The organism is Bacillus sp. ABA4_010 (assembly GCF_056159105.1).
On the sequence record NZ_JBSWUN010000003.1, the window covers coordinates 3,598,454 to 3,619,228 of the forward strand.

At 40.1% G+C, this 20,775-nt stretch carries 25 protein-coding genes; 11 read left to right on the forward strand and 14 right to left on the reverse strand.

Features of this window, described 5'->3' with window-relative positions; genetic code table 11:
* Positions 1-298: 298 nt before the first annotated feature.
* From ACXAEO_RS18965 to fabL, 5 genes are all read right to left on the reverse strand, one after another.
* Entirely contained in the window at positions 299-2,050 is a 1,752-nt protein-coding gene (locus tag ACXAEO_RS18965; RefSeq protein WP_474884290.1) for an ABC transporter ATP-binding protein, read from the reverse strand.
* Positions 2,051-2,208: 158 nt separating this feature from the next.
* On the reverse strand, positions 2,209-2,742 hold the full coding sequence (gene ntdP, locus ACXAEO_RS18970; RefSeq protein ID WP_474883668.1) for a nucleoside tri-diphosphate phosphatase: 534 nt from the start codon (positions 2,740-2,742) through the stop codon (positions 2,209-2,211).
* A gap of 257 nt (positions 2,743-2,999) precedes the next feature.
* Positions 3,000-3,245 carry a YgaB family protein gene (locus ACXAEO_RS18975; RefSeq protein WP_474883670.1) on the reverse strand — a complete coding sequence of 82 codons (246 nt, stop codon included), beginning with the start codon at positions 3,243-3,245 and terminating at the stop codon, positions 3,000-3,002.
* Between the two features lie 183 nt (positions 3,246-3,428).
* Complete coding sequence (locus ACXAEO_RS18980; protein WP_474883671.1) at positions 3,429-3,620, reverse strand: gamma-type small acid-soluble spore protein; 192 nt, start codon at positions 3,618-3,620, stop codon at positions 3,429-3,431.
* A 62-nt stretch (positions 3,621-3,682) separates the two neighbouring features.
* Entirely contained in the window at positions 3,683-4,432 is a 750-nt protein-coding gene (fabL, locus tag ACXAEO_RS18985) for an enoyl-[acyl-carrier-protein] reductase FabL (RefSeq protein ID WP_474883673.1), read from the reverse strand.
* A gap of 149 nt (positions 4,433-4,581) precedes the next feature.
* Here fabL and ACXAEO_RS18990 point away from each other — a divergent pair, with 149 nt between their 5' ends.
* A complete protein-coding gene (locus ACXAEO_RS18990) occupies positions 4,582-4,806 on the forward strand; it encodes a hypothetical protein (protein ID WP_474883675.1) in 225 nt (74 codons plus the stop codon).
* Between the two features lie 44 nt (positions 4,807-4,850).
* On the opposite strand, the gene mutY is transcribed toward ACXAEO_RS18990, so the two are convergent.
* Positions 4,851-5,954, reverse strand: a complete 1,104-nt coding sequence (gene mutY, locus ACXAEO_RS18995; protein WP_474883676.1) for an A/G-specific adenine glycosylase — start codon at positions 5,952-5,954, stop codon at positions 4,851-4,853.
* 227 nt (positions 5,955-6,181) lie between these two features.
* On the opposite strand from mutY, the gene ACXAEO_RS19000 reads away from it, so the two are divergent.
* Entirely contained in the window at positions 6,182-7,162 is a 981-nt protein-coding gene (locus ACXAEO_RS19000) for a metal-dependent hydrolase (RefSeq protein WP_474883678.1), read from the forward strand.
* A gap of 110 nt (positions 7,163-7,272) precedes the next feature.
* Here ACXAEO_RS19000 and ACXAEO_RS19005 read toward each other — a convergent pair whose 3' ends face one another.
* A complete protein-coding gene (locus ACXAEO_RS19005; protein WP_474883680.1) occupies positions 7,273-7,542 on the reverse strand; it encodes a YfhJ family protein in 270 nt (89 codons plus the stop codon).
* 135 nt (positions 7,543-7,677) lie between these two features.
* Here ACXAEO_RS19005 and ACXAEO_RS19010 point away from each other — a divergent pair, with 135 nt between their 5' ends.
* Together ACXAEO_RS19010 and ACXAEO_RS19015 are read left to right on the forward strand one after the other, a co-directional pair.
* Complete coding sequence (locus tag ACXAEO_RS19010) at positions 7,678-7,836, forward strand: small, acid-soluble spore protein K (RefSeq protein ID WP_474883682.1); 159 nt, start codon at positions 7,678-7,680, stop codon at positions 7,834-7,836.
* Between the two features lie 29 nt (positions 7,837-7,865).
* On the forward strand, positions 7,866-8,027 hold the full coding sequence (locus ACXAEO_RS19015) for a YpzG family protein (RefSeq protein ID WP_474883684.1): 162 nt from the start codon (positions 7,866-7,868) through the stop codon (positions 8,025-8,027).
* Positions 8,028-8,152: 125 nt separating this feature from the next.
* Here the strand turns inward: ACXAEO_RS19015 and ACXAEO_RS19020 are convergent, their stop codons facing one another.
* Complete coding sequence (locus ACXAEO_RS19020) at positions 8,153-8,467, reverse strand: YfhH family protein (RefSeq protein ID WP_474883686.1); 315 nt, start codon at positions 8,465-8,467, stop codon at positions 8,153-8,155.
* A 135-nt stretch (positions 8,468-8,602) separates the two neighbouring features.
* Between ACXAEO_RS19020 and ACXAEO_RS19025 the strand changes: the two genes are divergently transcribed.
* Positions 8,603-9,259: an SDR family NAD(P)-dependent oxidoreductase gene (locus ACXAEO_RS19025; protein WP_474883688.1), complete on the forward strand. Its 657-nt coding sequence runs from the start codon at positions 8,603-8,605 to the stop codon at positions 9,257-9,259.
* Between the two features lie 48 nt (positions 9,260-9,307).
* On the opposite strand, the gene recX is transcribed toward ACXAEO_RS19025, so the two are convergent.
* Positions 9,308-10,117: a recombination regulator RecX gene (gene recX, locus ACXAEO_RS19030; RefSeq protein WP_474883690.1), complete on the reverse strand. Its 810-nt coding sequence runs from the start codon at positions 10,115-10,117 to the stop codon at positions 9,308-9,310.
* 166 nt (positions 10,118-10,283) lie between these two features.
* Here recX and ACXAEO_RS19035 point away from each other — a divergent pair, with 166 nt between their 5' ends.
* The 5 genes from ACXAEO_RS19035 to ACXAEO_RS19055 all read left to right on the forward strand — a co-directional run bounded on the left by ACXAEO_RS19035 (position 10,284) and on the right by ACXAEO_RS19055 (position 13,739).
* A complete protein-coding gene (locus ACXAEO_RS19035; RefSeq protein WP_474883692.1) occupies positions 10,284-11,159 on the forward strand; it encodes a TIGR01777 family oxidoreductase in 876 nt (291 codons plus the stop codon).
* A 25-nt stretch (positions 11,160-11,184) separates the two neighbouring features.
* The gene (locus ACXAEO_RS19040) at positions 11,185-12,312 is read left to right on the forward strand and encodes an amidohydrolase (protein ID WP_474883693.1); all 1,128 of its coding nucleotides are present in this window, start codon (positions 11,185-11,187) and stop codon (positions 12,310-12,312) included.
* A gap of 262 nt (positions 12,313-12,574) precedes the next feature.
* Positions 12,575-13,132, forward strand: a complete 558-nt coding sequence (locus tag ACXAEO_RS19045; RefSeq protein WP_474883695.1) for a GNAT family N-acetyltransferase — start codon at positions 12,575-12,577, stop codon at positions 13,130-13,132.
* Between the two features lie 191 nt (positions 13,133-13,323).
* Positions 13,324-13,452 carry a YfhE family protein gene (locus ACXAEO_RS19050; RefSeq protein WP_474883697.1) on the forward strand — a complete coding sequence of 43 codons (129 nt, stop codon included), beginning with the start codon at positions 13,324-13,326 and terminating at the stop codon, positions 13,450-13,452.
* A 92-nt stretch (positions 13,453-13,544) separates the two neighbouring features.
* Positions 13,545-13,739, forward strand: coding sequence for a YfhD family protein (locus tag ACXAEO_RS19055; protein ID WP_474883699.1), 195 nt, complete (start codon positions 13,545-13,547; stop codon positions 13,737-13,739).
* A 572-nt stretch (positions 13,740-14,311) separates the two neighbouring features.
* Here ACXAEO_RS19055 and ACXAEO_RS19060 read toward each other — a convergent pair.
* Positions 14,312-15,094 carry an SDR family NAD(P)-dependent oxidoreductase gene (locus tag ACXAEO_RS19060; protein ID WP_474883701.1) on the reverse strand — a complete coding sequence of 261 codons (783 nt, stop codon included), beginning with the start codon at positions 15,092-15,094 and terminating at the stop codon, positions 14,312-14,314.
* 244 nt (positions 15,095-15,338) lie between these two features.
* Between ACXAEO_RS19060 and ACXAEO_RS19065 the strand changes: the two genes are divergently transcribed.
* Complete coding sequence (locus ACXAEO_RS19065) at positions 15,339-16,001, forward strand: TetR/AcrR family transcriptional regulator (RefSeq protein WP_474883703.1); 663 nt, start codon at positions 15,339-15,341, stop codon at positions 15,999-16,001.
* 122 nt (positions 16,002-16,123) lie between these two features.
* Here ACXAEO_RS19065 and rlmD read toward each other — a convergent pair whose 3' ends face one another.
* The 4 genes from rlmD to ACXAEO_RS19085 all read right to left on the reverse strand — a co-directional run bounded on the left by rlmD (position 16,124) and on the right by ACXAEO_RS19085 (position 20,567).
* Positions 16,124-17,509, reverse strand: coding sequence for a 23S rRNA (uracil(1939)-C(5))-methyltransferase RlmD (gene rlmD, locus ACXAEO_RS19070; protein ID WP_474883705.1), 1,386 nt, complete (start codon positions 17,507-17,509; stop codon positions 16,124-16,126).
* 163 nt (positions 17,510-17,672) lie between these two features.
* Positions 17,673-18,491 carry a delta-lactam-biosynthetic de-N-acetylase gene (pdaA, locus tag ACXAEO_RS19075; protein WP_474883708.1) on the reverse strand — a complete coding sequence of 273 codons (819 nt, stop codon included), beginning with the start codon at positions 18,489-18,491 and terminating at the stop codon, positions 17,673-17,675.
* 145 nt (positions 18,492-18,636) lie between these two features.
* Complete coding sequence (locus ACXAEO_RS19080) at positions 18,637-20,166, reverse strand: fumarate hydratase (protein WP_474883710.1); 1,530 nt, start codon at positions 20,164-20,166, stop codon at positions 18,637-18,639.
* Positions 20,167-20,384: 218 nt separating this feature from the next.
* Positions 20,385-20,567 carry an SE1561 family protein gene (locus ACXAEO_RS19085; protein ID WP_474883711.1) on the reverse strand — a complete coding sequence of 61 codons (183 nt, stop codon included), beginning with the start codon at positions 20,565-20,567 and terminating at the stop codon, positions 20,385-20,387.
* Between the last annotated feature and the right edge of the window lie 208 nt (positions 20,568-20,775).

Consider the following 20,775-nt stretch of genomic DNA (forward strand, 5'->3'; position numbering starts at 1 on the left):
ACTGTACTGTCTTTTTTCAATCCGCTCTTCAGTCGTTGGTAAAATTTATCTTTTGAATATAATGTATCACCTTCCTGTTTTTCATAGAAAAGAGCTAAACAATATTACAGGAAAGTTTTTCGTTCCCACCTCTAGCCCCCTTCATAACAAATGTTCCCAGTTCGTTGATGTTGGCATTATAGACGATACACCACCCAGAACCTTACATTTCAAGTAACGTGAAAAATGCCTGCTTGACCGATGAAAGGTCAAGCAGGCATTGAAATGAATTTGGTTCAATTTCGCTTAGTGGTAACTTTTACTCTGTATCTAACTGCTGGACAGTAAATAATTGATAATAATGACCTTTTTTGTTCATCAACTCTTCATGTGTCCCCATTTCGACAATCTTCCCGTGTTCTACTAACACAATTCGGTCTACATGCGTAATGGTCGATAAACGGTGGGCAACGATAAATGTCGTACGGTTTTTCGCCAGCTTTTCTAATGCTTCCTGAATAAGGTGTTCGCTCTCTAAATCAAGCGCGGAGGTTGCTTCATCAAAGATTAAAACAGGCGGATTTTTTAAAAACACTCTGGCAATCGCCACACGCTGCTTTTGGCCTCCCGATAATTTAACCCCTCGCTCGCCAACCTTCGTATCATATCCTTCTGGCAAGTTCAAAATAAAGTCATGAGCATTGGCTGCTTTGGCGGCCGCTATCACTTCTTCATCTGTCGCATTCGGCTTGCCCATCAGAATGTTCTCCTTCACCGATTCACTAAACAACACTGTGTCTTGGAGAACAAGACCAATTTTGTCTCGTAAGCTTCTGACTCGATAGTCACGAATGTCGTGTCCATCCATCAAGATTCTTCCTTTTGTGACATCGTAAAAACGCGGAATGAGACTAATAAGGGTAGACTTTCCGCCCCCGCTCATCCCAACAAAGGCTACCGATTCACCTGGTGAGATGTGAAGGTCAATCTCTTTGAGGACAGACGTTTCTTCTTCTTCATACGCAAACGATACTTGTTCGAACTTTACTTCCCCTCTCAACTCATGGCACTCAATGGCATCACGCTTATCGGTAATATCGTATTTTTCATCAATGAATTCAAATACCCGGTCCATCGAGGCAAAGGATTGGGTCAGGGTGGTCGAAGAATTTACCAATCGACGCAGCGGATTATAAAGGCGGTCAATATAAGCGATGAAGGCGATCATCGTTCCAACCGTCAAATCACCTTGAATGACTTCCCAAGCTGCATACCCGATGACGAGCAACGGAGCAATATCAGTAACAGTATTAACGACTGCAAACGTCTTTGCATTCCAACTTGTATGCTCCAGTGCTTTTTGTAAGAAATGACGATTCTGCTGATCAAAGCGTGCTTGTTCCTGCTCCTCAATCGCAAAACTTTTAATGACAGAAATTCCTTGTACTCTTTCATGCAAATGACCTTGCACTTCCGCAAGCGCCTGAGAACGGACACGCGTCAAATGGCGCAAGCGGCCGTAAAAATATTTCACCGAAAAAGCATAGACCGGAAATAAAATAATCGAAGCAATGGTTAACGTCACGTCCATCGTGAACATAATTGCAATGGCGATAAAAATAGTAATCATATCAAGCCAAACGTTCATTAAGCCTGTAATAACAAACGATTTCGTCTGCTCTACATCATTGACAATTCGAGAAATAACTTCTCCAGCACGTGTATTGGAATAATAGCGCAAACTCAATTTTTGAAGATGATCGAATAATTTGGCACGAATATCATATAGCACTTTGCTTCCAACCCATTGGGCATAATATTGCCGGTAATACTCAATCGGCGGTCGTAACACAGCAAACACAACAAACATGACGCCCATAATGATTGCCAATTCTTTTGATTTTGCTGCAGAAGAGAGAGTGTCATTATTGACGATATCGTCAATGACATATTTCAATAAAATTGGAATTAAAAGTGGAATCCCAAATTTGAGCACTCCAATTATAACCGTTCCAACGATTTGCCATTTATACGGATTTACGAACTGTAGGTAACGTCTTATAATACCCAGATTTTCTTCCTCCTTTATTAAAAACTGAAGAACAGTCTAACCGGCTTGTCGAAAACGTTGAGGTCCATTGACTGTTGAAAATAGAGCCATGAACGCGAGAGTTTATTCCGCTTCGGTCATGGAAAAAACCTGTCTATTGAACAGGTTTTTTGTCCCTTTTATGGATTTCGGTAAGTCAAATACCGCTCATACCATGTGTCGATAAATTCTGGAGCGAACGGCCCTTTACGCTGCCGAATCCAATTTTTTAATGTTTCTACATTTTCATGTAAAATACGATCAATCACATCTGGATAATTCATTTGCTTACGATGGCGTTCATACTCGTCTTCATCGAGAAGAACATACGTCATGTCTGGAAAAACTTTAATATCTAAATCATAGTCAATATATTTTAATGCTTCTTCATCGTGAGTGAACGGCGAACTAATGTTGCAGTAATAGTAAATGCCATCTTCTCTTAGCATACCGATCACATTAAACCAATAGTTCGAGTGGAAATAACAGATAGCCGGTTCACGCGTGACCCATGTCCTTCCATCTGACTCCGTAACAATCGTCCGATCATTCCCCCCAATCACCATACTTTTGGAACCTTTCAAAATTGTCGTGGCATCCCATATACGGTGTATCTTCCCATTATGTTTATAACTATGTATTTGAATCGTTTCTCCTTCGATGGGAAAGCCCATTTTTTATTCCCCTACTTTCCTTAAGCGCTTTCTAAACCTCCGACGTAAAGGACGTCGCGCTTTTAGACTATATTCTTCTTGATCCCGTCATAAACTAAACCTCAGTATATACGTAGTTTTTTTTGCTTATTTATATTATTATAGCGATTTAAGACTTAATTTAAAACAAAATAGCCACCTTTTGAAGAAGATGGCTGATTTTTTTATTCTATTTTGGAAGACATCCCTTCAAAAAACGTGCTCTAAAATAATGTTTTCTAAGATACCGTCGCTTGATAGGCTTTAATGATTTGGGACGTTTGTTCTTCAAAGGTTTGCTGAATTTCCCTTAATTGCGTTTTCATCGAGATGATTTCGTCTCGGACATGCTGCAGTTCCGTTTCGGCCTGTAATTTTTGAAGCTCCCGTTCAATTTCCTGGCACCGCTCAATTTCTGATTGCAAAAAAAGCAGCTGATCCATTGTCTCTAACTGCTGGCCTACTAATAGATCGAATTGACTCATCTTCCATTCCCTCCTCGCACACGTTCCGTGCCATATCTTTACCTTACTCAATTCTTGCTTCCATCCTTCGAATCCTTTGACGATATATGTAAACTTTCAACTAGTTTTGTCAGCTCAGCTATTTTCATGAGAAAAGGTACTCCCTACGAATGAGGGAGTACCTTCTTTTACTGGCAATACGTCTTAATATTGACCAGAGTTTTGTCCTTTTTTCGCTTCTGCTTGTGCATTTTGCTGTTTTACATGTTGCACATCTGTTTCAGAAGCAAATTCTGTGCCATATTGGCCAGCAGGTTGACTGTTTTGTTGTTTCACGTGCTGTACGTTTGTACCAGAAGCCGTTTTGTTCGCTTGGTTTTTGTAGTTGTTTGCCATCGTTAATCACCTCCACGAAATTAATCTGCCCTGGAGGTTGAAAAACTATCCCATATTTTTTATTACATCATCAATGAGCGGCCGCCATCAACAATAATCGTTTGCCCACGAATCATGCTTGCAGCATCCGAAATTAAAAACATTACTGCATTCGCTAAATCAGCTGTTTCAACCATGCGCCCTGCAGGTGTATTTGCTTTTGCATCTTCCAGCAATTGATCTCGGTTTGGAAAATGCTTCAGTGCATCCGTATCCACGGCTCCGCCAGACACCGCATTGACGACAATATTTTTAGCAGCAAGCTCAATTGCCAAATAACGGGTTAACGCTTCCAAAGCTGCCTTTGACACCCCGACAGTTGTATAATTTTCCAAATAACGAATAGAGCCGAGTGAGCTAATTGTTACAATTTTGCCCCCTCCTGCTTTTTCCATTAACTTCGCTGCCTCCTGAGCGCAAAAAAGGAATGCTTTACTATTAATATCCATCGTCCAATCCCAATGGGATTCTTCTAGTTCCATTGCGGGACGTAGCACTCCAGAAGCCGCATTGCTTACAAATACATCTAATCGGCCGAACACCTCATCAATTTGAGCAAACATTTCTTTGATTTTATCCACTTTCCCTACGTTTGCTCTTACAAGCAACACTTGTCGGCCAAGAGCTTCGATTTCTTTTGCTGTTTCTTCTGCCGCCGCTTTACTGCGAGCATAATTAATAACGAGATCATACCCTTCTGCTGCTAGACGCAAAGCTGTTTCCTTTCCAATTCCTCTGCTGCTTCCTGTAACAAGGGCTACTTTTTGTGCCACTGCCTTCACTCCTTCAGATTGATCTTTACTTGTATTGTATAGGAAACACGTTTTTTTGCCAAAATAAAGTCAGTCTAACACCTAACAGCATAATCAAAAGGCGTTGACTGACTTCTGAACAATTATCTTAAAACAGAGGTGAACGGCACATGTACGTAGGTCGTGATATGACGGAATTGTCCATGACGTCTAAAAAAGAATGGAAAAATAGTGAGTTACAATATTTCCACCATTCGCTCCAGCAAATGGTTCCGTATTTAAATGCAGAAGGACAAACCATTCACCGCGAAATTGTAAAAGAAATTGAAGCAAGAGGCGGAATGAAGCGCCAAGAAGCTGATTACACTCATGGAACGGAGATTTCTTACGATTAACCTTTTATCATGACAGCCGAAAAGCGGAAAGCAAAAAGTGAATATCACTCTTTGCTTTCCGCTTCTTTAAAGGCTTTTAAAATATTTTGATGTGACACTGGAAATGCGTAGTCTTGCAATTCCTCAAACGTGACAGCCTTGACTCCAGCCGTTTCTTCAACGCTTGAATGCAAACTTCCTTTATAAGTCTGAATGTTCCAGACAAGATGAGAAAAAACATGCTGAATGGAGCCAAATGGCGCTTGTAGAGAAGCATTAATATGATGGGTTGCCCACAAGTGCGCTAAAAATTGATCCTGTTCAGAGCCAGCCCCTTCCACTATTTCGACATTTGGAAACTCCCATAAATTCGCCAACAAGCCTTGACTAGGGCGTTTTCGAATAAGTACTTTTCCATGTTCATCTGTCAAGACAGCCGCTGTAATTTGAACGCTTTTAGATGATTTCTTTTTCGATTTGACTGGCAGTTCTGTCTGTACCCCTTCTTCAAAAGCACGGCAATGATCACGGACAGGACATAAAAGACAGGAAGGAGATGTTGGCGTACAGATCATCGCCCCAAGCTCCATTAGCCCTTGATTGAAATAAGACGGATTTTCTTTAGAGATAATGAGACGGACGACTTCCTCAAACAGTTTTCTCGTTTTCGGTTTCGCGATATCATCCCAAATGGAGAGAATTCGGGATAACACCCTCATCACATTTCCATCTACTGCCGGCTCTGGCACTCCATATGCGATGCTAAGTACAGCCCCGGTCGTATATGGTCCCACACCCTTTAGCTTGGAAATTTCGGCAGCCGTATTTGGTACTTTGCCCCCATATTGTTCCTTCACTTCTTTAACTGCTGCTTGCAGATTGCGAACACGGGAATAATAACCGAGACCTTCCCATGCTTTTAGCACTTTATCTTCATCCGCTTCCGCCAAGCTATCAATGGAGGGAAACTTCTCGATAAAGTTGTTGAAATACGGGATAACCGTATCCACTCTCGTTTGCTGAAGCATCACTTCAGATACCCATACCTTGTAAGGGTCTTGATTTTCTCTCCACGGCAAAATGCGCTGTTCCCGCTCAAACCAGGAAATCAAGTCGTGTTGAAACTGTTTTATGTTAAAATGATTTACAATATCTTTACTTTGTTTCACGTTATATCCTCCGAGGTATTACTATAAATATAAAATATCTCTTACATCCACACAGTTTTACTGCGGTTTCAGCAGGATAAACTATAGTAGATGGTTTAATTAAATAAAAAGGCATTTGCTCATCATAACATGGTGAATGTACGCACAGAATATGGCCGTGTACGTAATTATTCGTTTACAACGATTGCCAAAATAGGCATAAACATAATAAAAAGGAGGTCGTGTCCTTGGATACTGGTACTCACATCACAATGGGAATTGCATTGGGTGGACTCGCTACACTGGATCCTGTTGCAGCAGCACATCCCACTACCGCGCAAGCCATTATGGTCGGTGCCATTGCCGGCTCTCTTGCACCCGACTTAGATACCATTTTGAAATTGCAGAATAACGCCACCTACATTCGGAATCATCGAGGGATTACTCATTCCATCCCAGCCGTCTTACTATGGCCGTTATTCATTATTCTAGTGGTCTCATTCTTTTTTCCAACCGCCAATCTTTTACATTTATGGATTTGGACGTTCATCGCGGTTGCCCTTCATGTGTTTGTCGACATCTTCAATGCATACGGAACACAGGCACTTCGCCCATTTACGAAAAAGTGGATTGCATTAGGGGTTATTAATACATTCGACCCTTTTATTTTCTTTATCCATATTGCAGGCATTATTCTTTGGACGCTTGGTGCTCACCCTGGCTACACCTTTGTGGTCATTTATGTTATTTTGATTGGCTATTATGCACTGCGCTTTCGCATGCAGCGAAACGTGGCGAAAGCCGTCCACGCCAAAATTCCGCATGTGACAAGCCTAATTATTTCACCAACATTGCGCTTTTCTCATTGGCATTTAGCCATCACAGCAAAAAATCATTTTTATGTGGGGCGCGCCGTGAATAATAAAATTATGGTATATGACCAGTTTGATAAAGTTCCTATTCCCGAATCCGATATTATCGACGCTGCCAAAACCGATCACAACTTGTCCGCTTTCCTTTCTTTTTCCCCTGTTTACCGTTGGGAAATTGAAGAATATAACGATCACATCGAGGTCCGTTTTATCGATTTACGTTATCGAAGCAAAGATTATTATCCGTTCGTCGCCGTCGTTCAACTCGATTATGAGTTGAATATTATCTGCTCCTATACTGGCTGGATTTTTAGTGAACAAAAACTTCGTAAAAAACTGGATTATTTACCAAACTAAAAAGGACCGTTGATTCAAACCCTTATTATTCTTGGATTTACGTAACGGTCCATGTTGCAGGGCTGTGTGAAAAGAGGTGATTTTCCTTTTTCACACAGCCTCTTTCTTTTTTAATGAGTTAGATGGTCATCTCGATTAATCAAATGTTTGTATTTAGGATTTTCACTTTTCATTTCATGCAAAATAGGCCCATATTGGTCAATCCAACGTCTCACAATTTGTTCCGTCATCTCTGGTCCTCTGTATGTACGCCCGGCTTTTGCATACGTGCTCTCAAAATCCTCCCACATTAGCTCAATCCATGTACGAGCTTGAGCATAAGACAGTTTTTCATTCTTCTCTAACAGTATATCTGTCAGTTGTTTAAATCTATCCTCCATATTTTCCACCTCATTTACCAATATTGTTTCTCCTATCTGACACATACCCATCCACTTTTAATCCATACTAATCATGCGTGGCAAAAAAGCGCATGCCACCATCCAATACTACCTCTTACGAAGGAGAGGATCACATTGAGAAATAAAGCACGGGGTTTCTCAAACCAAGGCAGCCAAAAATTCGAAGGTGAACCAAGAGCGAAAGCAGAATTCGCTTCTAAGCGAGCGAATGGAACGATTAATACACACCCACAAGAAAGAATGCGCGCTTCTAATCAACGCAACAGTGACTAGAAAAGCAAATTACGCTGGAGGTGTTTCGTTTGGGCCAAAACAAACATAAAAAGTTTTTTGACAATCGTCATTCTACCCCTTTTCAGCAGCCATGGGCAAACCCGAAGCATGCACATGCGCAAGTAAACGGACAAACACAACAAACACAAGATTTAATCATTTTAGAAAATCAAACCCGAAAGCGCTCTTAACGCTTTTTGGATAGCACATTTACCGTAAATCCGGATTAGCCATCTGTGCTGAAATGTATCATGAAAGGGGGTCATCAAATCTTCCGGTTTGGTGACACCCCTTTTTGAATACGGTATAAAACCTCTTATTTTTTAAGCATCGAAATAGGGAGCGCTTCTTCTTTCATATCTCCGCCCAATCGAAACCCCCATGCAAATACACCGTTCATATAATCAATTTTAAAATATGTTCCCGGGTCCCCTTCAATTTCGTATACTTCACCGGATTTATAGTCATCTGGATTTAACAAATACGACTTCGCCAAAAGAATCTTTCGCTCCAGCACAGCAAATTCATTAATCATCCCCATTTGTTCTGCTTTTCGCGCCTTTTCTTGAAGAGCCCCAATTTCTTGTTTTAACTCCCATTCGCTTTTATCGCTGTACCGCTTTTCCTCCATAGTAAGCTTCCCCTTTCCATCCATATAGCTTTTTCTTATATTAGTATACGAAAACACCTGTCAAAACAAAAGTGTTGCATGTTCTGTCCATTATCTACCACAATAATACATAGCTCATACAAAGGGGGATTTACTATGAAAACCGTATTAATCACTGGAGCCGGTACAGGATTGGGCAAAGAGTTAGCCCTTCTTTATTCAAACGATCATTACCACGTGATTTTAGCCGGAAGGACGCTGTCTAAGCTAGAAGAAACGAAACAAGCCATTGCGCAAAATGGTGGCACTGCCTCTCTGTGCGCGCTTGATATCCGCCAACCAAAAAAAGAGATTGAGCAACTCTTATCGTCTCACACTGTTGATGTGCTTATTAATAATGCAGGAATTGGTCACTTCGGCTCATTTGACGAATTAACAGAAGAACAAATCCATGAAATGATTGACAGCAATGTAAAAGGAACCATTTTCGTGACACAAGCGCTCATTCATCACCTCTTATCACGACCAAATGGACAAATTATTAACATCATTTCTACAGCTGGATTACGAGGAAAAGTGAATGAATCCGTCTATGTAGCAAGTAAATTTGCTGTACGAGGCTTTACAGAGAGCCTCCAAAAAGAATACGAGCATACATCCTTATCAGTAATTGGAGCATATATGGGTGGAATGGATACCCCATTTTGGGACGAGAGCGATCATATAAAAGACAAGAGTCGCTTAAAATCAGCCAAAGACATTGCTCAAATCATTTATGAACAACAACATGAAAAAAAGGACATCATAATTTAATAAAGTTAAGGGGACGCATTGCGATTATGCCTCCCCTAACTCCTTTTCCTATTGCTCTGACAGCTCCTCCAATAACCTTTCAATCTGTTCGATAGAAAAGCCTTTTCGATAGAGGGCTTGTTTCATTCTTCTTTCATATTCCCACCCACTATACTTTTCATAGCGGCGATGCGCCTTTAACCCTTGGTACTTTAACGCTTCCCATTCTTCTTCATCTTCCTTCTCCAATGTCCATACTTGAAACAATTGCTGAATAATGGAGAAAGGATAGCCTTTTTGCTGAAGAGTTTGTTCAATTTTTTGTTTCAATGCCACTGCAGAGAGCTTTCCGCTCTTCCCTTTCACTTTCTCCGCCACTTTAATGGCAGTTTGAAGTTGCTCATCGAAGGAGAAATCCAGTAAACTAACATTAATATACTCTTCTGCGACTCCTTTTTCTTTCAGTTCTTGCCGAATGACGTTCGGCCCCTTTATCGTTGTGTTCATTTGAGTTCGAGCGTATGCTTTCGCAAATTCAAGGTCATCAATATAACGTTGCTCATCCAGCTTATGAATGACCTCTTGAATAACCGCATCTCCATTGCCCTTTAACTTTAAATACGCATATACTTCTTTCTTCGAGCGCATTCGATACGATAAATAATTCAACGCTAAATTATACGCCTTCTTCACTTCATCAGCATATTGAATTTCAGCCAACTCAAAATCGTCTAATTCCTTCCCTTTTTTGAGCTGAAATTTCACGAGCACATATTCATCAACACTAAATGCAAAGTCTTCACCTTGTCCATAATCAAGGTACACATTATACCGTTCTTGATTTTTAGTTTGTGTAGTCACTTTTGTAATAATTGGCATTTCTACCATCCCATTTCATACAAATAATTTCCTCTCGTCAGTCTTGTTACGTTGCCCTGACGAGCGCTTTTTCTTCATTAACAATATACCAAACTAAATAGATGTTTCAACGTTTAGCTTCTTTGTGTAAACATTTGAAAACAGACGATAACAGGAGGGTTCTCATATGAAAATAGTGATTGCAGGCGGGACAGGTTTTGTCGGAAAAGCGTTAACATCCTTTTTTTCGGAGCAACATGACATATGGATTATTACAAGGCATCCTCGACCCTCTTCCGAATCTCTTCATTACATTGACTGGAAAGAAGCCGGGCATTATGTCCAGCAAGCAGATGTTGTCATTAATTTGGCTGGTGTCTCTTTAAATAGCGGGCGCTGGACAGAAGAAAGAAAAAAAGCCATTGTGGAAAGCCGTATATCGACTACCCAAAAGCTGGTGGACATGATAAAGGATAGTTCATGCAAACTATTTATAAATGCAAGTGCGGTCGGCTTTTATGGCACTTCTCTTCACGAGTCTTTCACAGAACCATCCCCGCCCACCGCTGACGATTTCCTTGCTTCCACCGTCCAATTATGGGAAGCAGAAGCCTTCAAAGCAAAGCATTATAACGTTCGAACTGTTCTCACTCGCTTCGGAATCATTCTTGGAAAAGAAGAAGGAGCTCTTCCGAAAATGGTGCTGCCTTACCAACTATTTGCAGGAGGAACGGTAGGCTCTGGCGAACAGTGGGTATCATGGGTTCACATTGAAGACGTGGTACGCATCATAGCTTTTATTATCGAGCATGAAGACATAGAAGGACCGGTCAACGTTACCGCTCCTCACCCTGTAACGATGAAACAATTCGGTCAAGCTATCGCAAAAGTGACCCATCGCCCGCATTGGCTTCCGGTACCGGAGTTTGCACTTAAAATTCTTTTAGGAGAAATGAGTGTATTAATTTTAGAAGGACAACGAGTTTTTCCGCAAAAATTAGGCGAACACCGCTACACATTTTCATATGATAAACTAGAGGAAGCATTGCAAAACTTAACATAACCGATACTGCAGATAGGAGCTTAGCATGAAAAAGGTTTTATTTAAAAACGCTACCATTTATCCCGTTACTTCCTCTATGTTGCCTCAGCATGATTTGCTTGTTGAAGACGGGAAAATTAAAGAAATTAGTCCTTTCATCTTCCCATCCAATGACATGAAAATCATTGACTGCACAAATCAATATCTTTTCCCTGGATTCATCGATGTTCACACACATCTTGGTCTCTATGATGAAGGCACAGGTTGGGCGGGGAACGATGCTAATGAAACGATTGAACCACTCACCCCGCACATTCGCGCGATGGATGGAGTTCATCCTCTTGACCCTGGATTTCGAGACGCTGTTCAATACGGGATTACAACGGTACACATTATGCCCGGAAGTGCAAATGTCATCGGAGGCACAACCTCTGTTATTAAAACCACCGGGAAAAACATTGCCAATATGATTATCCAAGAAACAGCAGGACTTAAGATTGCCTTCGGAGAGAATCCAAAACGTATTCACAGTAACGGCAACAAAGAGTCCATCACCCGTATGGGGATTATGGGCATGCTGCGGGAAGCATTTTACGGGGCTAAATATTGTGATAACGTAGATGATTTGCGCGTAAAGCCCATTATTCAAGCATTGAAGAAGGAAATACCGGTTCGAATTCACGCGCACCGTGCGGATGACATCATTTCCGCTATTCGTTTTGCCGAAGAATTTGATTTAGACATTCGAATTGAGCATTGTACAGAAGGGCATTTAATTGCGGAAGAACTAAGCGGGAAAAACTTAAAAGTTTGTGTCGGACCGACATTAACACGCCGTTCCAAAATTGAGCTGAAAAATAAAAGCTGGAAAACCTACCAAGCTCTCTGTGACCACGGTGTGGAAGTATCCATCACAACAGACCACCCCTACACCCCGATTCAGTATTTAAATGTTTGTGCATCGATTGCCGTACGGGAAGGGCTTGATGAACAAAAAGCACTTGAAGGCATTACGATTACGGCTGCTAGAAATTTACGGGTTGATGATCGAGTCGGCAGTTTGGAAAAAGGCAAGGATGCTGATGTTGTGGTATGGAGCCACCACCCGTTCCACTATTTAGCAAAACCGGTGTTGACGATGATTAATGGGGAAATATTATTCAAAAAAAATTAACAAATTACCTATTTCTTTTTTAACTTTTTTTTAGTATTATACGTAGGGTAAGATTTAATTTTCATTTAAAAGTTGCTTACAATTGGATAAAACATTCAAATAGATGCTGTTGATTTTGAATGGGAAGGCAAATGGTGCGCCACCAGTAATAACTGGTTCTAGTGGGTTCGATTCCCACCCCGAAATTTTTTAATCTTTTATAAAAAATTTCGAGGGTGGGGGGCCAACAGTCGTGGTCTGCCCTCGATTAGGAGGGGACATTATGTTAAAAAAACGTGATTTACATGACTGCCAGGCTTTATACGAACTAATGGTGCATCCGGACGTCTTCCCTTTTGTGCGTCATAAAGCCTATTCTTATGAGGAATTTTTATTTATGACGAAACAAACATTAGAAGCAGAAGAGCACGGTGAAGTAATTTCACGCACGATTACAGATGAATGGGGCAACCCCATCGGGACTATTAATTTATTTGACGTACAAGATAATGCCGGATTTCTTGGCACATGGCTTGGAAAGCCGTACCACGGAAAAGGTTATAATAAAATAGCAAAAGAAGCGTTTTTTAATGAATTGTTTTATGAGCTTGGGATTGAACGAATTTTTATGCGCATTCGTAAAGTGAATGTTCGTTCCATGAAAGCAGCAGAAAAACTTCCTTATGTCACGTTAGCAAATGAAACGAGCAAAGGCCTTTACGAAGAAATTAACCAGGGAGGCGACATTTATAATTTATATGAAATCTCCAAAGACCTATACACACTATATATTTTACGAAACGGTCAGGAACTTCAAGAAGAGCATCTTAAGGAAGCATAATCCAAAATGGGTATCCACAACTATGTGAAACAGGCAGGTTGTGGATATTTTTTATGCTTTTCCCCTCACCTTCTCACCGTTTTCCCTCAGAAAATAAGATATCTCACATCAGCATTTGTTTGAAATGGAAACGTTTTGGTCAAAATAAAACATGAAAGGAAATACGAGGATTTAAATTGGAGGGATACGACATGGCAGACAAGAAAAAACGTGACAAAGTTAAAAGTAACTTAAGCAGTTCTCAAGAAGTATCATATGCACGTGATTTTAAAATGGCAGACCAAGCTGGTGGCTACACTCCAAAGCATGCACGTCATTAAGCTGACAATATCTCTCATACATACCCCCTTTCTTTCAACGCACAATAGAAAAGAACAATTGTTCAAATGATGTTTTTCAGGAGGGGTTTCGAATGGGCAGATCTCGCGGAGGAAAATCTCGTGACAACAATAAAGCTTCATTGCCTCAAGTGCCAAAAAATTTAAAATCGGATGGACATGACGTAGAATTTTCAATGGAAAAAGCCGATAATGAGGATTTGGAGGCTATGGCAAGAGCTCAGGCGGCTGGCGTTCGCGTCAACCAAATGAATAAAAGCAGACGATAAGTACACTACGCATTTCAATAAATAAACGGGCAAACATGGATACGCTGTTTTGCCCGTTTATTCCATTTTCGAACATCTTTTTTCCTATATTCAAACTTTTTATAAAAATGAAATATATACACAGGTTTATCCACAGTTATGTGGATAATGTGCATAAATGAGTAGAATCCTTTTATAACAACTACTCTAATATTTATGAAATTTTCAGAAATAATACCGGTAATTTGTGGATAATGTGGATAACACTGTTGATATCCTATTAATAAAGGATTGAATGCTCCATTATCCTGTGTATAAATAATGACTCATAACAACTTCATGAACAACGCAACCTTTGACCATTTCTTTTTGAACTACTCCCTTTTATAGATACCATTATATACGTTGTTTTCTGAGTTAGCATAATGCCTCTGTTAAAATATTGTAAAACTTTGTCGTATTGTTCTTCAGCTTCATCACAATTTTCACCTGCCATTTTAAACAATAAAAAAACTTGAAGAATCGGAATTTTTCCTTCTTCAAGTCTTCTGTTCGCTAATCGACCGGCATATTCTTACTGACGGTAGCTTTCTTTATTCGTTAACTTCTTGCATTTGACGAATTTGTTTGAGCAACATTTTTTTAGGCAGCATCGGCGCCATTCCCATTATCATTCGTTGACTAAACGTCACACCTGCGATCACATTCAGTTTTCCTTCAATCATCCCATTATACCCTTCTGTTGCTACCTCTTTCGCGCTGCTTGTATTCGCAAATAACGTTGTCTGATCCATCCCAGAAGTTTTGGCAAACTCGGACTCAGTCGCTCCCGGCAACAATGCCGTTACAGTAATGTTTGTATCATGCAGCTCTTCTGCAATGGCATTGCTAAACGATGTAACGTACGCTTTTGTCGCATAATAAACAGCTTGAAGCGGTCCTGGCATTAAGGAAGCAGTTGACGACACATTCAAAATTTTCCCTTCGTTCCGCTTTACGAAATCAGGCAAGAATAATCGAGTCAATGCTGTTAACACAACGACATTCAAATGAATCATCGCTAAGTCCTGCTCCCAAGCTCGTTCATGAAATTTTCCTCGTCCGCCAAAACCAGCATTATTAATTAAATAATCGACCTTTACTCCCGCTGCATTCACATCATGATAAATTTCCGTTGCCGACTCTGGTGAAGTCAAATCCTTCGCAATTACCATTACGTCGATATTGTATTGGCTTTCTAGTTCCTTTTTTAATTCTATTAGCTTATCTTCACGTCTTGCCACGATAACAAGATTGCCACCTTTTTCCGCATGAATACGAGCTAATTCTTTCCCAATCCCGCTTGATGCTCCTGTAATTAATGCCGTTTTCTTCATAAATGAACATCCTCCTTTAAATTGTTGTTTACTACATATATTCATCCGACGTTTTGAGTCGCCATCTTTAGTAACAATATGTTCCTTACAATCTTAATATAAGTAACATATTGTTACTTGTCAATCTTTTTATAACATATAAAAGAGTATTAAAATAAACCCCCCTTAATTTTAGTATCATTCCGTTAATTATTTCAGTTGATTTATGCTATACTAAATACGAGTCTTAAAAGAGGTGAAGAAGATGTCATTTGAACGTGCGAGAAATGAAGAAAACAAAAAGATTCGATTGGAACAAATTAAAGCTGCAGCTACAAAGCTGTTTGACGAAATGCCTTATCACGAAATTACCCTCACAAAAATTGGAAATAAAATCAATTTTACAAGAGCGAACTTGTACAAATACATTTCTTCCAAAGAAGATATATACCTTTACGTACTAATGGATGAGATTATTTGGGTCGTAGATGAAATGGAAAGATTGCTCATTCAACCAGAAAAATTAGATACACAAACTTTCGTCCATACTTGGGCTACTATTTTAAATGAGCACCCCCGTTACTTGAAGCTCTTTTCTCTGTTATTCACAATAATTGAACAAAATGCATCGCTTGACACTTTAGTGGAATTCAAAAATTATCTTGCCATTGAAAACAGCCGAATTTTCCATATTATGCAGCACAACTTACCTGAATTCAGCAGCGAAGATATTATGAAGCTTATTGATATGTCTTTCACCTATATCATCGCCAGATACCCGCTCTGTCACCCAAGCGACGTTCAAATAGAGGCCACTCAATTATCCAATTATCATTATGTATTCCCTAATTTTATTGATTCCTTTACTGAGTCGATTGTCTTTTTAATTAATGGAATGAAATTATCGAAAATGTACCCATCCTCCTGAAACAGTTTGTCAGAAGACGTGTTCTTTTAACCAAAAAAATGCTTACAATCCGTTGATGGATTGTAAGCATTTTTTTGGTTCGTTATGCATAATTAACCTTATTCCGAACATGTTGGAAACAATTAAAATTTGCGCACAAGCTTCGTCACCGTTTCCACATGAGCGGTGTGTGGAAACATATCCACAGGCTGAATGGTTTCTATTTTATAAAATTTTCCAAGCTTGTCCACATCTTTAGCAAGAGTAGACGGGTTACAGGAGACGTAGACGACTTTCTCCGGTTTTACTTTTAAGATCGCATTCAACAGCTCTTTATCACAGCCGGTACGAGGGGGATCAACGACTACAACATCGGGCTTCCACCCTTCCTTCACCCATTTTGGCAGCCAATGTTCCGCTTGCCCGACAACGTAGTGCGCATTCTTATAACCGTGATTGCGGGCATTCTTTTTGGCATCTTCAATGGATTCGGCAATCGTATCCATGCCTCTAATTTCTTTCGCATCTTTCGCCAGCCACAAACCGATCGTCCCTACACCGCAATATGCATCGGCTACTTTTTCCTTCCCAGTTAAGCCTGCTGCTTTTTTCACTTCATCATAAAGCTTGACTGTCTGAACCGGATTAAGCTGGAAAAAGGCACGCGCAGATAGTTCAAATGAAAGATCTCCAAGCACTTCTTGGATGACCTCTTCCCCTGCTAAATGAACCGTTTCCTCACCGAAAATTAAAGACGTTTTTCGACCGTTAATATTTTGCATAATAGACGTCACTTCTGGCAGACGCTTCTGGATTTCCTTTAAAAGCAGTTCTTTACGCGGGATGTCTTTTTGAGTAGTCACTAATACCAGTTGGACTTCTCCTGTTTGAAAACCGACTCTTGAAATAATTGTACGAACAATGCCACTTCGCTTCCGTTCGTCATAGACAGGAACTTTCAAATCCTGCAATATGCTTTTTACAACCGCTGTCACTTTATTTGTAGCACTATGCTGGATTGGACACGTTTCAATGTCAATTAAACGATGAGAATTCAATCCATACAGTCCGGCAATGACTTTTTGATTATGAAGCCCCACTTGAAACTGCACTTTATTTCGATAATTCCACGGCTCTTCCATGCCAATCGTGGAAAGTACTTTTTCATCCGTTCCTTTGAGTGAACTGTGCCGCTCAAAAGATTGAATGACAATATCACGTTTTTGCTTCAGCTGCGATTCATAGTTTAAATGCTGAAGTTGACAGCCCCCGCACTGTTCGTAAATGGGACAGGCAGGTGTGATACGTTCAGGAGACTTCTTTTTAATTCGCTTTACTTTGCCTTCCGCAAAGTTTGGCTGAACATTCGTAATATCGACAAATACTTCTTCATTTGGCAAAGCACCTGGAACGAAGACTACTTGCTTTTTATAATAACCGACACCTTCGCCATTAATGCCAAGCCGTTTAATAGTCAGCAAGACGGTTTGCCCTTCCTTTGCTTTGATGCCTGAATTTGGTTTATTCATTGTTTAAAACCTCGACTTATTTGTTTTTCAACTTTACATATCTACATACCTTACCATAGCGTTTTCTCTCGGTAAAGCAGAAAACGCCCGTCTTCATTTTATTATACCATTAAGAAAAAGGGATTTAAAAAGAGTTCCTTCCTCTTCTTAAATCCCCTTGTACTTATCTGCCTGGATGAAATAACATCGGATTGACTTTGGCTTCATTTAATACATATTCATCTAAGCTGTGGAACTCATATCCTTGCTTGCGCAAATCATCAATCGCTTTCCCAAGCGCTTCTGCATTATCTTTTGACACAGTATGCAGCAGTAAAATACAGCCAGGATGAATTTGTCTCATAATGTTATCGTACGAATATCTCCAGCCTTTTTGCTTATTTGTAATCCAGTCCACGAACGCAAGCGACCAAAAGACATTCGTATACCCTTCACGTTTAGATAAAGCCAATGTTCTTTCACTGAAAACCCCTCGTGGAGGACGCAAATATTTCATATCGTCACGGCCTGTAATTTCTTTATATTCATCCTTTACCTTTTGCAGTTCTTTTTTCAAACGATCGTCACTAATCTTCGTTAAGTCCGGATGATGCCATGAATGATTTCCGACAATATGCCCTTCCTTTACCATTCGCTGAACCAAATCCGGCTGATCCTTTAAATAATGACCTGTTACAAAAAACGTAGCGGGGACCTTTTTTTCCTTCAATACATCTAATACTTTTTCTGTATATCCATTCTCGTAACCATTATCAAACGTTAAATAAATATGTTTTTCCTTCGTATGGCCAATATAAAAAGAATCATATTTGGCTAAAAGGTCATCGAGTTCTTTTCCCGCTGATGCAGGTTCATGATTTTTACTTTTTGAAAATCCCCAATTGATTGATTCATTTGAATAGGCATGAGCAAATACAGCAGGCTGCAAAATGAAAGAAACAAGCCACATCGCTAAACAGAAAGAAGAGATGCGTCGAAACATAGGAACCACCTCTTTTGTTTTTTCTTTTAGTGTTTGTTTCCACGAATCATTCATGCCCTGCATTCTTTTCCATCACATGCAGAAAATTCATTCAACAACTAGAAAAATGTGGAATGTTTCATATGAAACATTCCACATTTTTACTTTATTTAAAAACAGGCTCTTTAAATTCAGAAAGCTTTTCAAGAGATGATTTATCTACATCTTGATGCAAGCTGTTTCCGTGAGAATCCATCGTAACGACCGCTTTAAAATCTTCTACTCGTAAGTGCCACATAGCTTCTGGAATGCCGAATTCCATGAAATCGACACCTTCTACCGACTTGATGCAATCTGCATAGTATTGAGCGGCTCCGCCAATTGCATTTAAGTATACACCGCCATGCTCTTGTAAGGCAGCCAATGTTTTCGGCCCCATGCCACCTTTTCCAATCACCGCACGAATGCCAAATTTTTTCATAATATCGCCTTGGTATGGCTCTTCACGAATACTTGTTGTCGGTCCTGCTGCTGCCACGTGCCAGTTGCCGTCCTCATCCTTCAGCATCACCGGTCCACAGTGATAAATCACTTGGCCATTCAAATCAACCGGACAGTCATGATCGCTTAAATATTTATGAATGGCATCACGGCCTGTATACATCATGCCCGTAATACGCACAACGTCGCCCACTTTCAAGCTGCGGATTTGCTCTTCTGTAATAGGTGCTTGCAACACCACTTCCTCGGCTTCTGAAGGTGTGTCTACGTCCTTTTCCTTCGAGAAGTCAATTAACTCTCCATCTTGATATAACCACTCTTGGACAGCCCCTGTATGTGCATCCACCTTCACCCCTAAACGGCGGAAAGCCCAGCAATTATAAGCAACTGAAACGAAAAAGCTTGCTGGAATACGGTTGATTACGCCCACTTTACAGCCAAGCAACGTCGTTTCCCCACCAAAGCCCATTGTACCAATTCCAAGCTTGTTAGCATTTTCCATCACATACTCTTCCAGCTCTTGAAGCAATTCATTCGGATTAACATCATCAACGCTTCTGAACAATTGTTCTTTTGCTAGCTCATATCCTGATGTACGGTCGCCTCCGATGCCGACACCGATAAAACCAGCGCTGCATCCTTGTCCTTGTGCTTGATAAACAGAATGTAAAATACACTTGCGGATGCCATCTAAGTCTCGACCTGCTTTCCCAAGACCTTCAAGCTCACACGGCAAGCTGTATTGAATATTTTTATTTTCACAGCCGCCTCCTTTTAAAATGAGACGCGCATCAATATAATCTTTTTCCCATTGCTCGAATTTAATAACTGGTGTTCCTGCTCCGAGATTGTCGCCGCTGTTCGTACCTGTCAAAGAATCAACAGAATTAGGGCGAAGTTTTCCATGCTTGGTTGCCTCTTCAATAGCCCAATAAATTGCTTCTTTAATCTCTAATTGATTGACCCCAACCGGTGTTTTAATTTTAAAAGTTGGCAAGCCTGTATCTTGACAGATTGGTGAAATGTTTTCGTCTGCCATCGTAATATTATTTGTAATCGTCGCTAAAGACATTGCCGCTCGTGTTCCCGCATTTTCTTTTGCTTTTGCTTGAGCAATCGCTCGTCTAACATCTTTCGGCAATTTTGTAGACGTTTCAACAATTAATTCATACATACTTTCCCTTAACTTGTCCATTTCCAGTCTCCTTCCAATCCCCTTGATGGTATCGTTATTCTCTTTTTCCACTCATCTGTTACGAATAGTAAATCGTTTACAGTCAATATTATACTCCTTTGCATTTTTAAGCGAAAGGCAAAATAAAAAGGATGAAACTGCCTGGAAAGGAAAAATCCTCGTCTCAGACAGTCGCATCCACCTCAATTCACAATCTGTTCGTTAAACGATACTTTCGTTTAAGATTGTTTCTTAAATTGTTCACATTTCATTTCCAAATCATCGATCATTTGGATAAGACGATCAACATCTTCCAGTTCTGTATGTTCTGGCTCAATTGCATCAAGAACATCCAAAAACATATTTAAACGCTGTTTTAAATAATCCAGCTGCGAATCTTTATCTTGAACAGCATTGCCCACACGTATTCTCTCCTTTCTTGCTTTTCACGGTAACAATCATCCTCGATAATCAGATAATCCACGTAAAAAGATAATGGCTGTATAACAGCATGGACTTCGCATATTTTCCCCCGAAATCACATTCTATTTTATCGTAACGAATGATTTCATAATTGACAACTTCCTTCAATAAATTTCATAATAGGCGGTGGCTTTCATTTTTTTAATA

Coding starts and splice junctions, on each gene's coding strand:
- ntdP (WP_474883668.1), bottom strand. CDS start 2,742: ATGGGCTTTCCCATCGAAGGAGAAACGATTCAAATACATAGTTATAAA.
- ACXAEO_RS18975 (WP_474883670.1), bottom strand. CDS start 3,245: ATGAGTCAATTCGATCTATTAGTAGGCCAGCAGTTAGAGACAATGGAT.
- ACXAEO_RS18980 (WP_474883671.1), bottom strand. CDS start 3,620: ATGGCAAACAACTACAAAAACCAAGCGAACAAAACGGCTTCTGGTACA.
- ACXAEO_RS18990 (WP_474883675.1), top strand. CDS start 4,582: ATGTACGTAGGTCGTGATATGACGGAATTGTCCATGACGTCTAAAAAA.
- ACXAEO_RS19005 (WP_474883680.1), bottom strand. CDS start 7,542: ATGGAGGATAGATTTAAACAACTGACAGATATACTGTTAGAGAAGAAT.
- ACXAEO_RS19020 (WP_474883686.1), bottom strand. CDS start 8,467: ATGGAGGAAAAGCGGTACAGCGATAAAAGCGAATGGGAGTTAAAACAA.
- ACXAEO_RS19025 (WP_474883688.1), top strand. CDS start 8,603: ATGAAAACCGTATTAATCACTGGAGCCGGTACAGGATTGGGCAAAGAG.
- recX (WP_474883690.1), bottom strand. CDS start 10,117: ATGCCAATTATTACAAAAGTGACTACACAAACTAAAAATCAAGAACGG.
- ACXAEO_RS19035 (WP_474883692.1), top strand. CDS start 10,284: ATGAAAATAGTGATTGCAGGCGGGACAGGTTTTGTCGGAAAAGCGTTA.
- ACXAEO_RS19040 (WP_474883693.1), top strand. CDS start 11,185: ATGAAAAAGGTTTTATTTAAAAACGCTACCATTTATCCCGTTACTTCC.
- ACXAEO_RS19045 (WP_474883695.1), top strand. CDS start 12,575: ATGTTAAAAAAACGTGATTTACATGACTGCCAGGCTTTATACGAACTA.
- ACXAEO_RS19050 (WP_474883697.1), top strand. CDS start 13,324: ATGGCAGACAAGAAAAAACGTGACAAAGTTAAAAGTAACTTAAGCAGT.
- ACXAEO_RS19055 (WP_474883699.1), top strand. CDS start 13,545: ATGGGCAGATCTCGCGGAGGAAAATCTCGTGACAACAATAAAGCTTCA.
- ACXAEO_RS19060 (WP_474883701.1), bottom strand. CDS start 15,094: ATGAAGAAAACGGCATTAATTACAGGAGCATCAAGCGGGATTGGGAAA.
- ACXAEO_RS19065 (WP_474883703.1), top strand. CDS start 15,339: ATGTCATTTGAACGTGCGAGAAATGAAGAAAACAAAAAGATTCGATTG.
- rlmD (WP_474883705.1), bottom strand. CDS start 17,509: ATGAATAAACCAAATTCAGGCATCAAAGCAAAGGAAGGGCAAACCGTC.
- pdaA (WP_474883708.1), bottom strand. CDS start 18,491: ATGTTTCGACGCATCTCTTCTTTCTGTTTAGCGATGTGGCTTGTTTCT.
- ACXAEO_RS19080 (WP_474883710.1), bottom strand. CDS start 20,166: ATGGACAAGTTAAGGGAAAGTATGTATGAATTAATTGTTGAAACGTCT.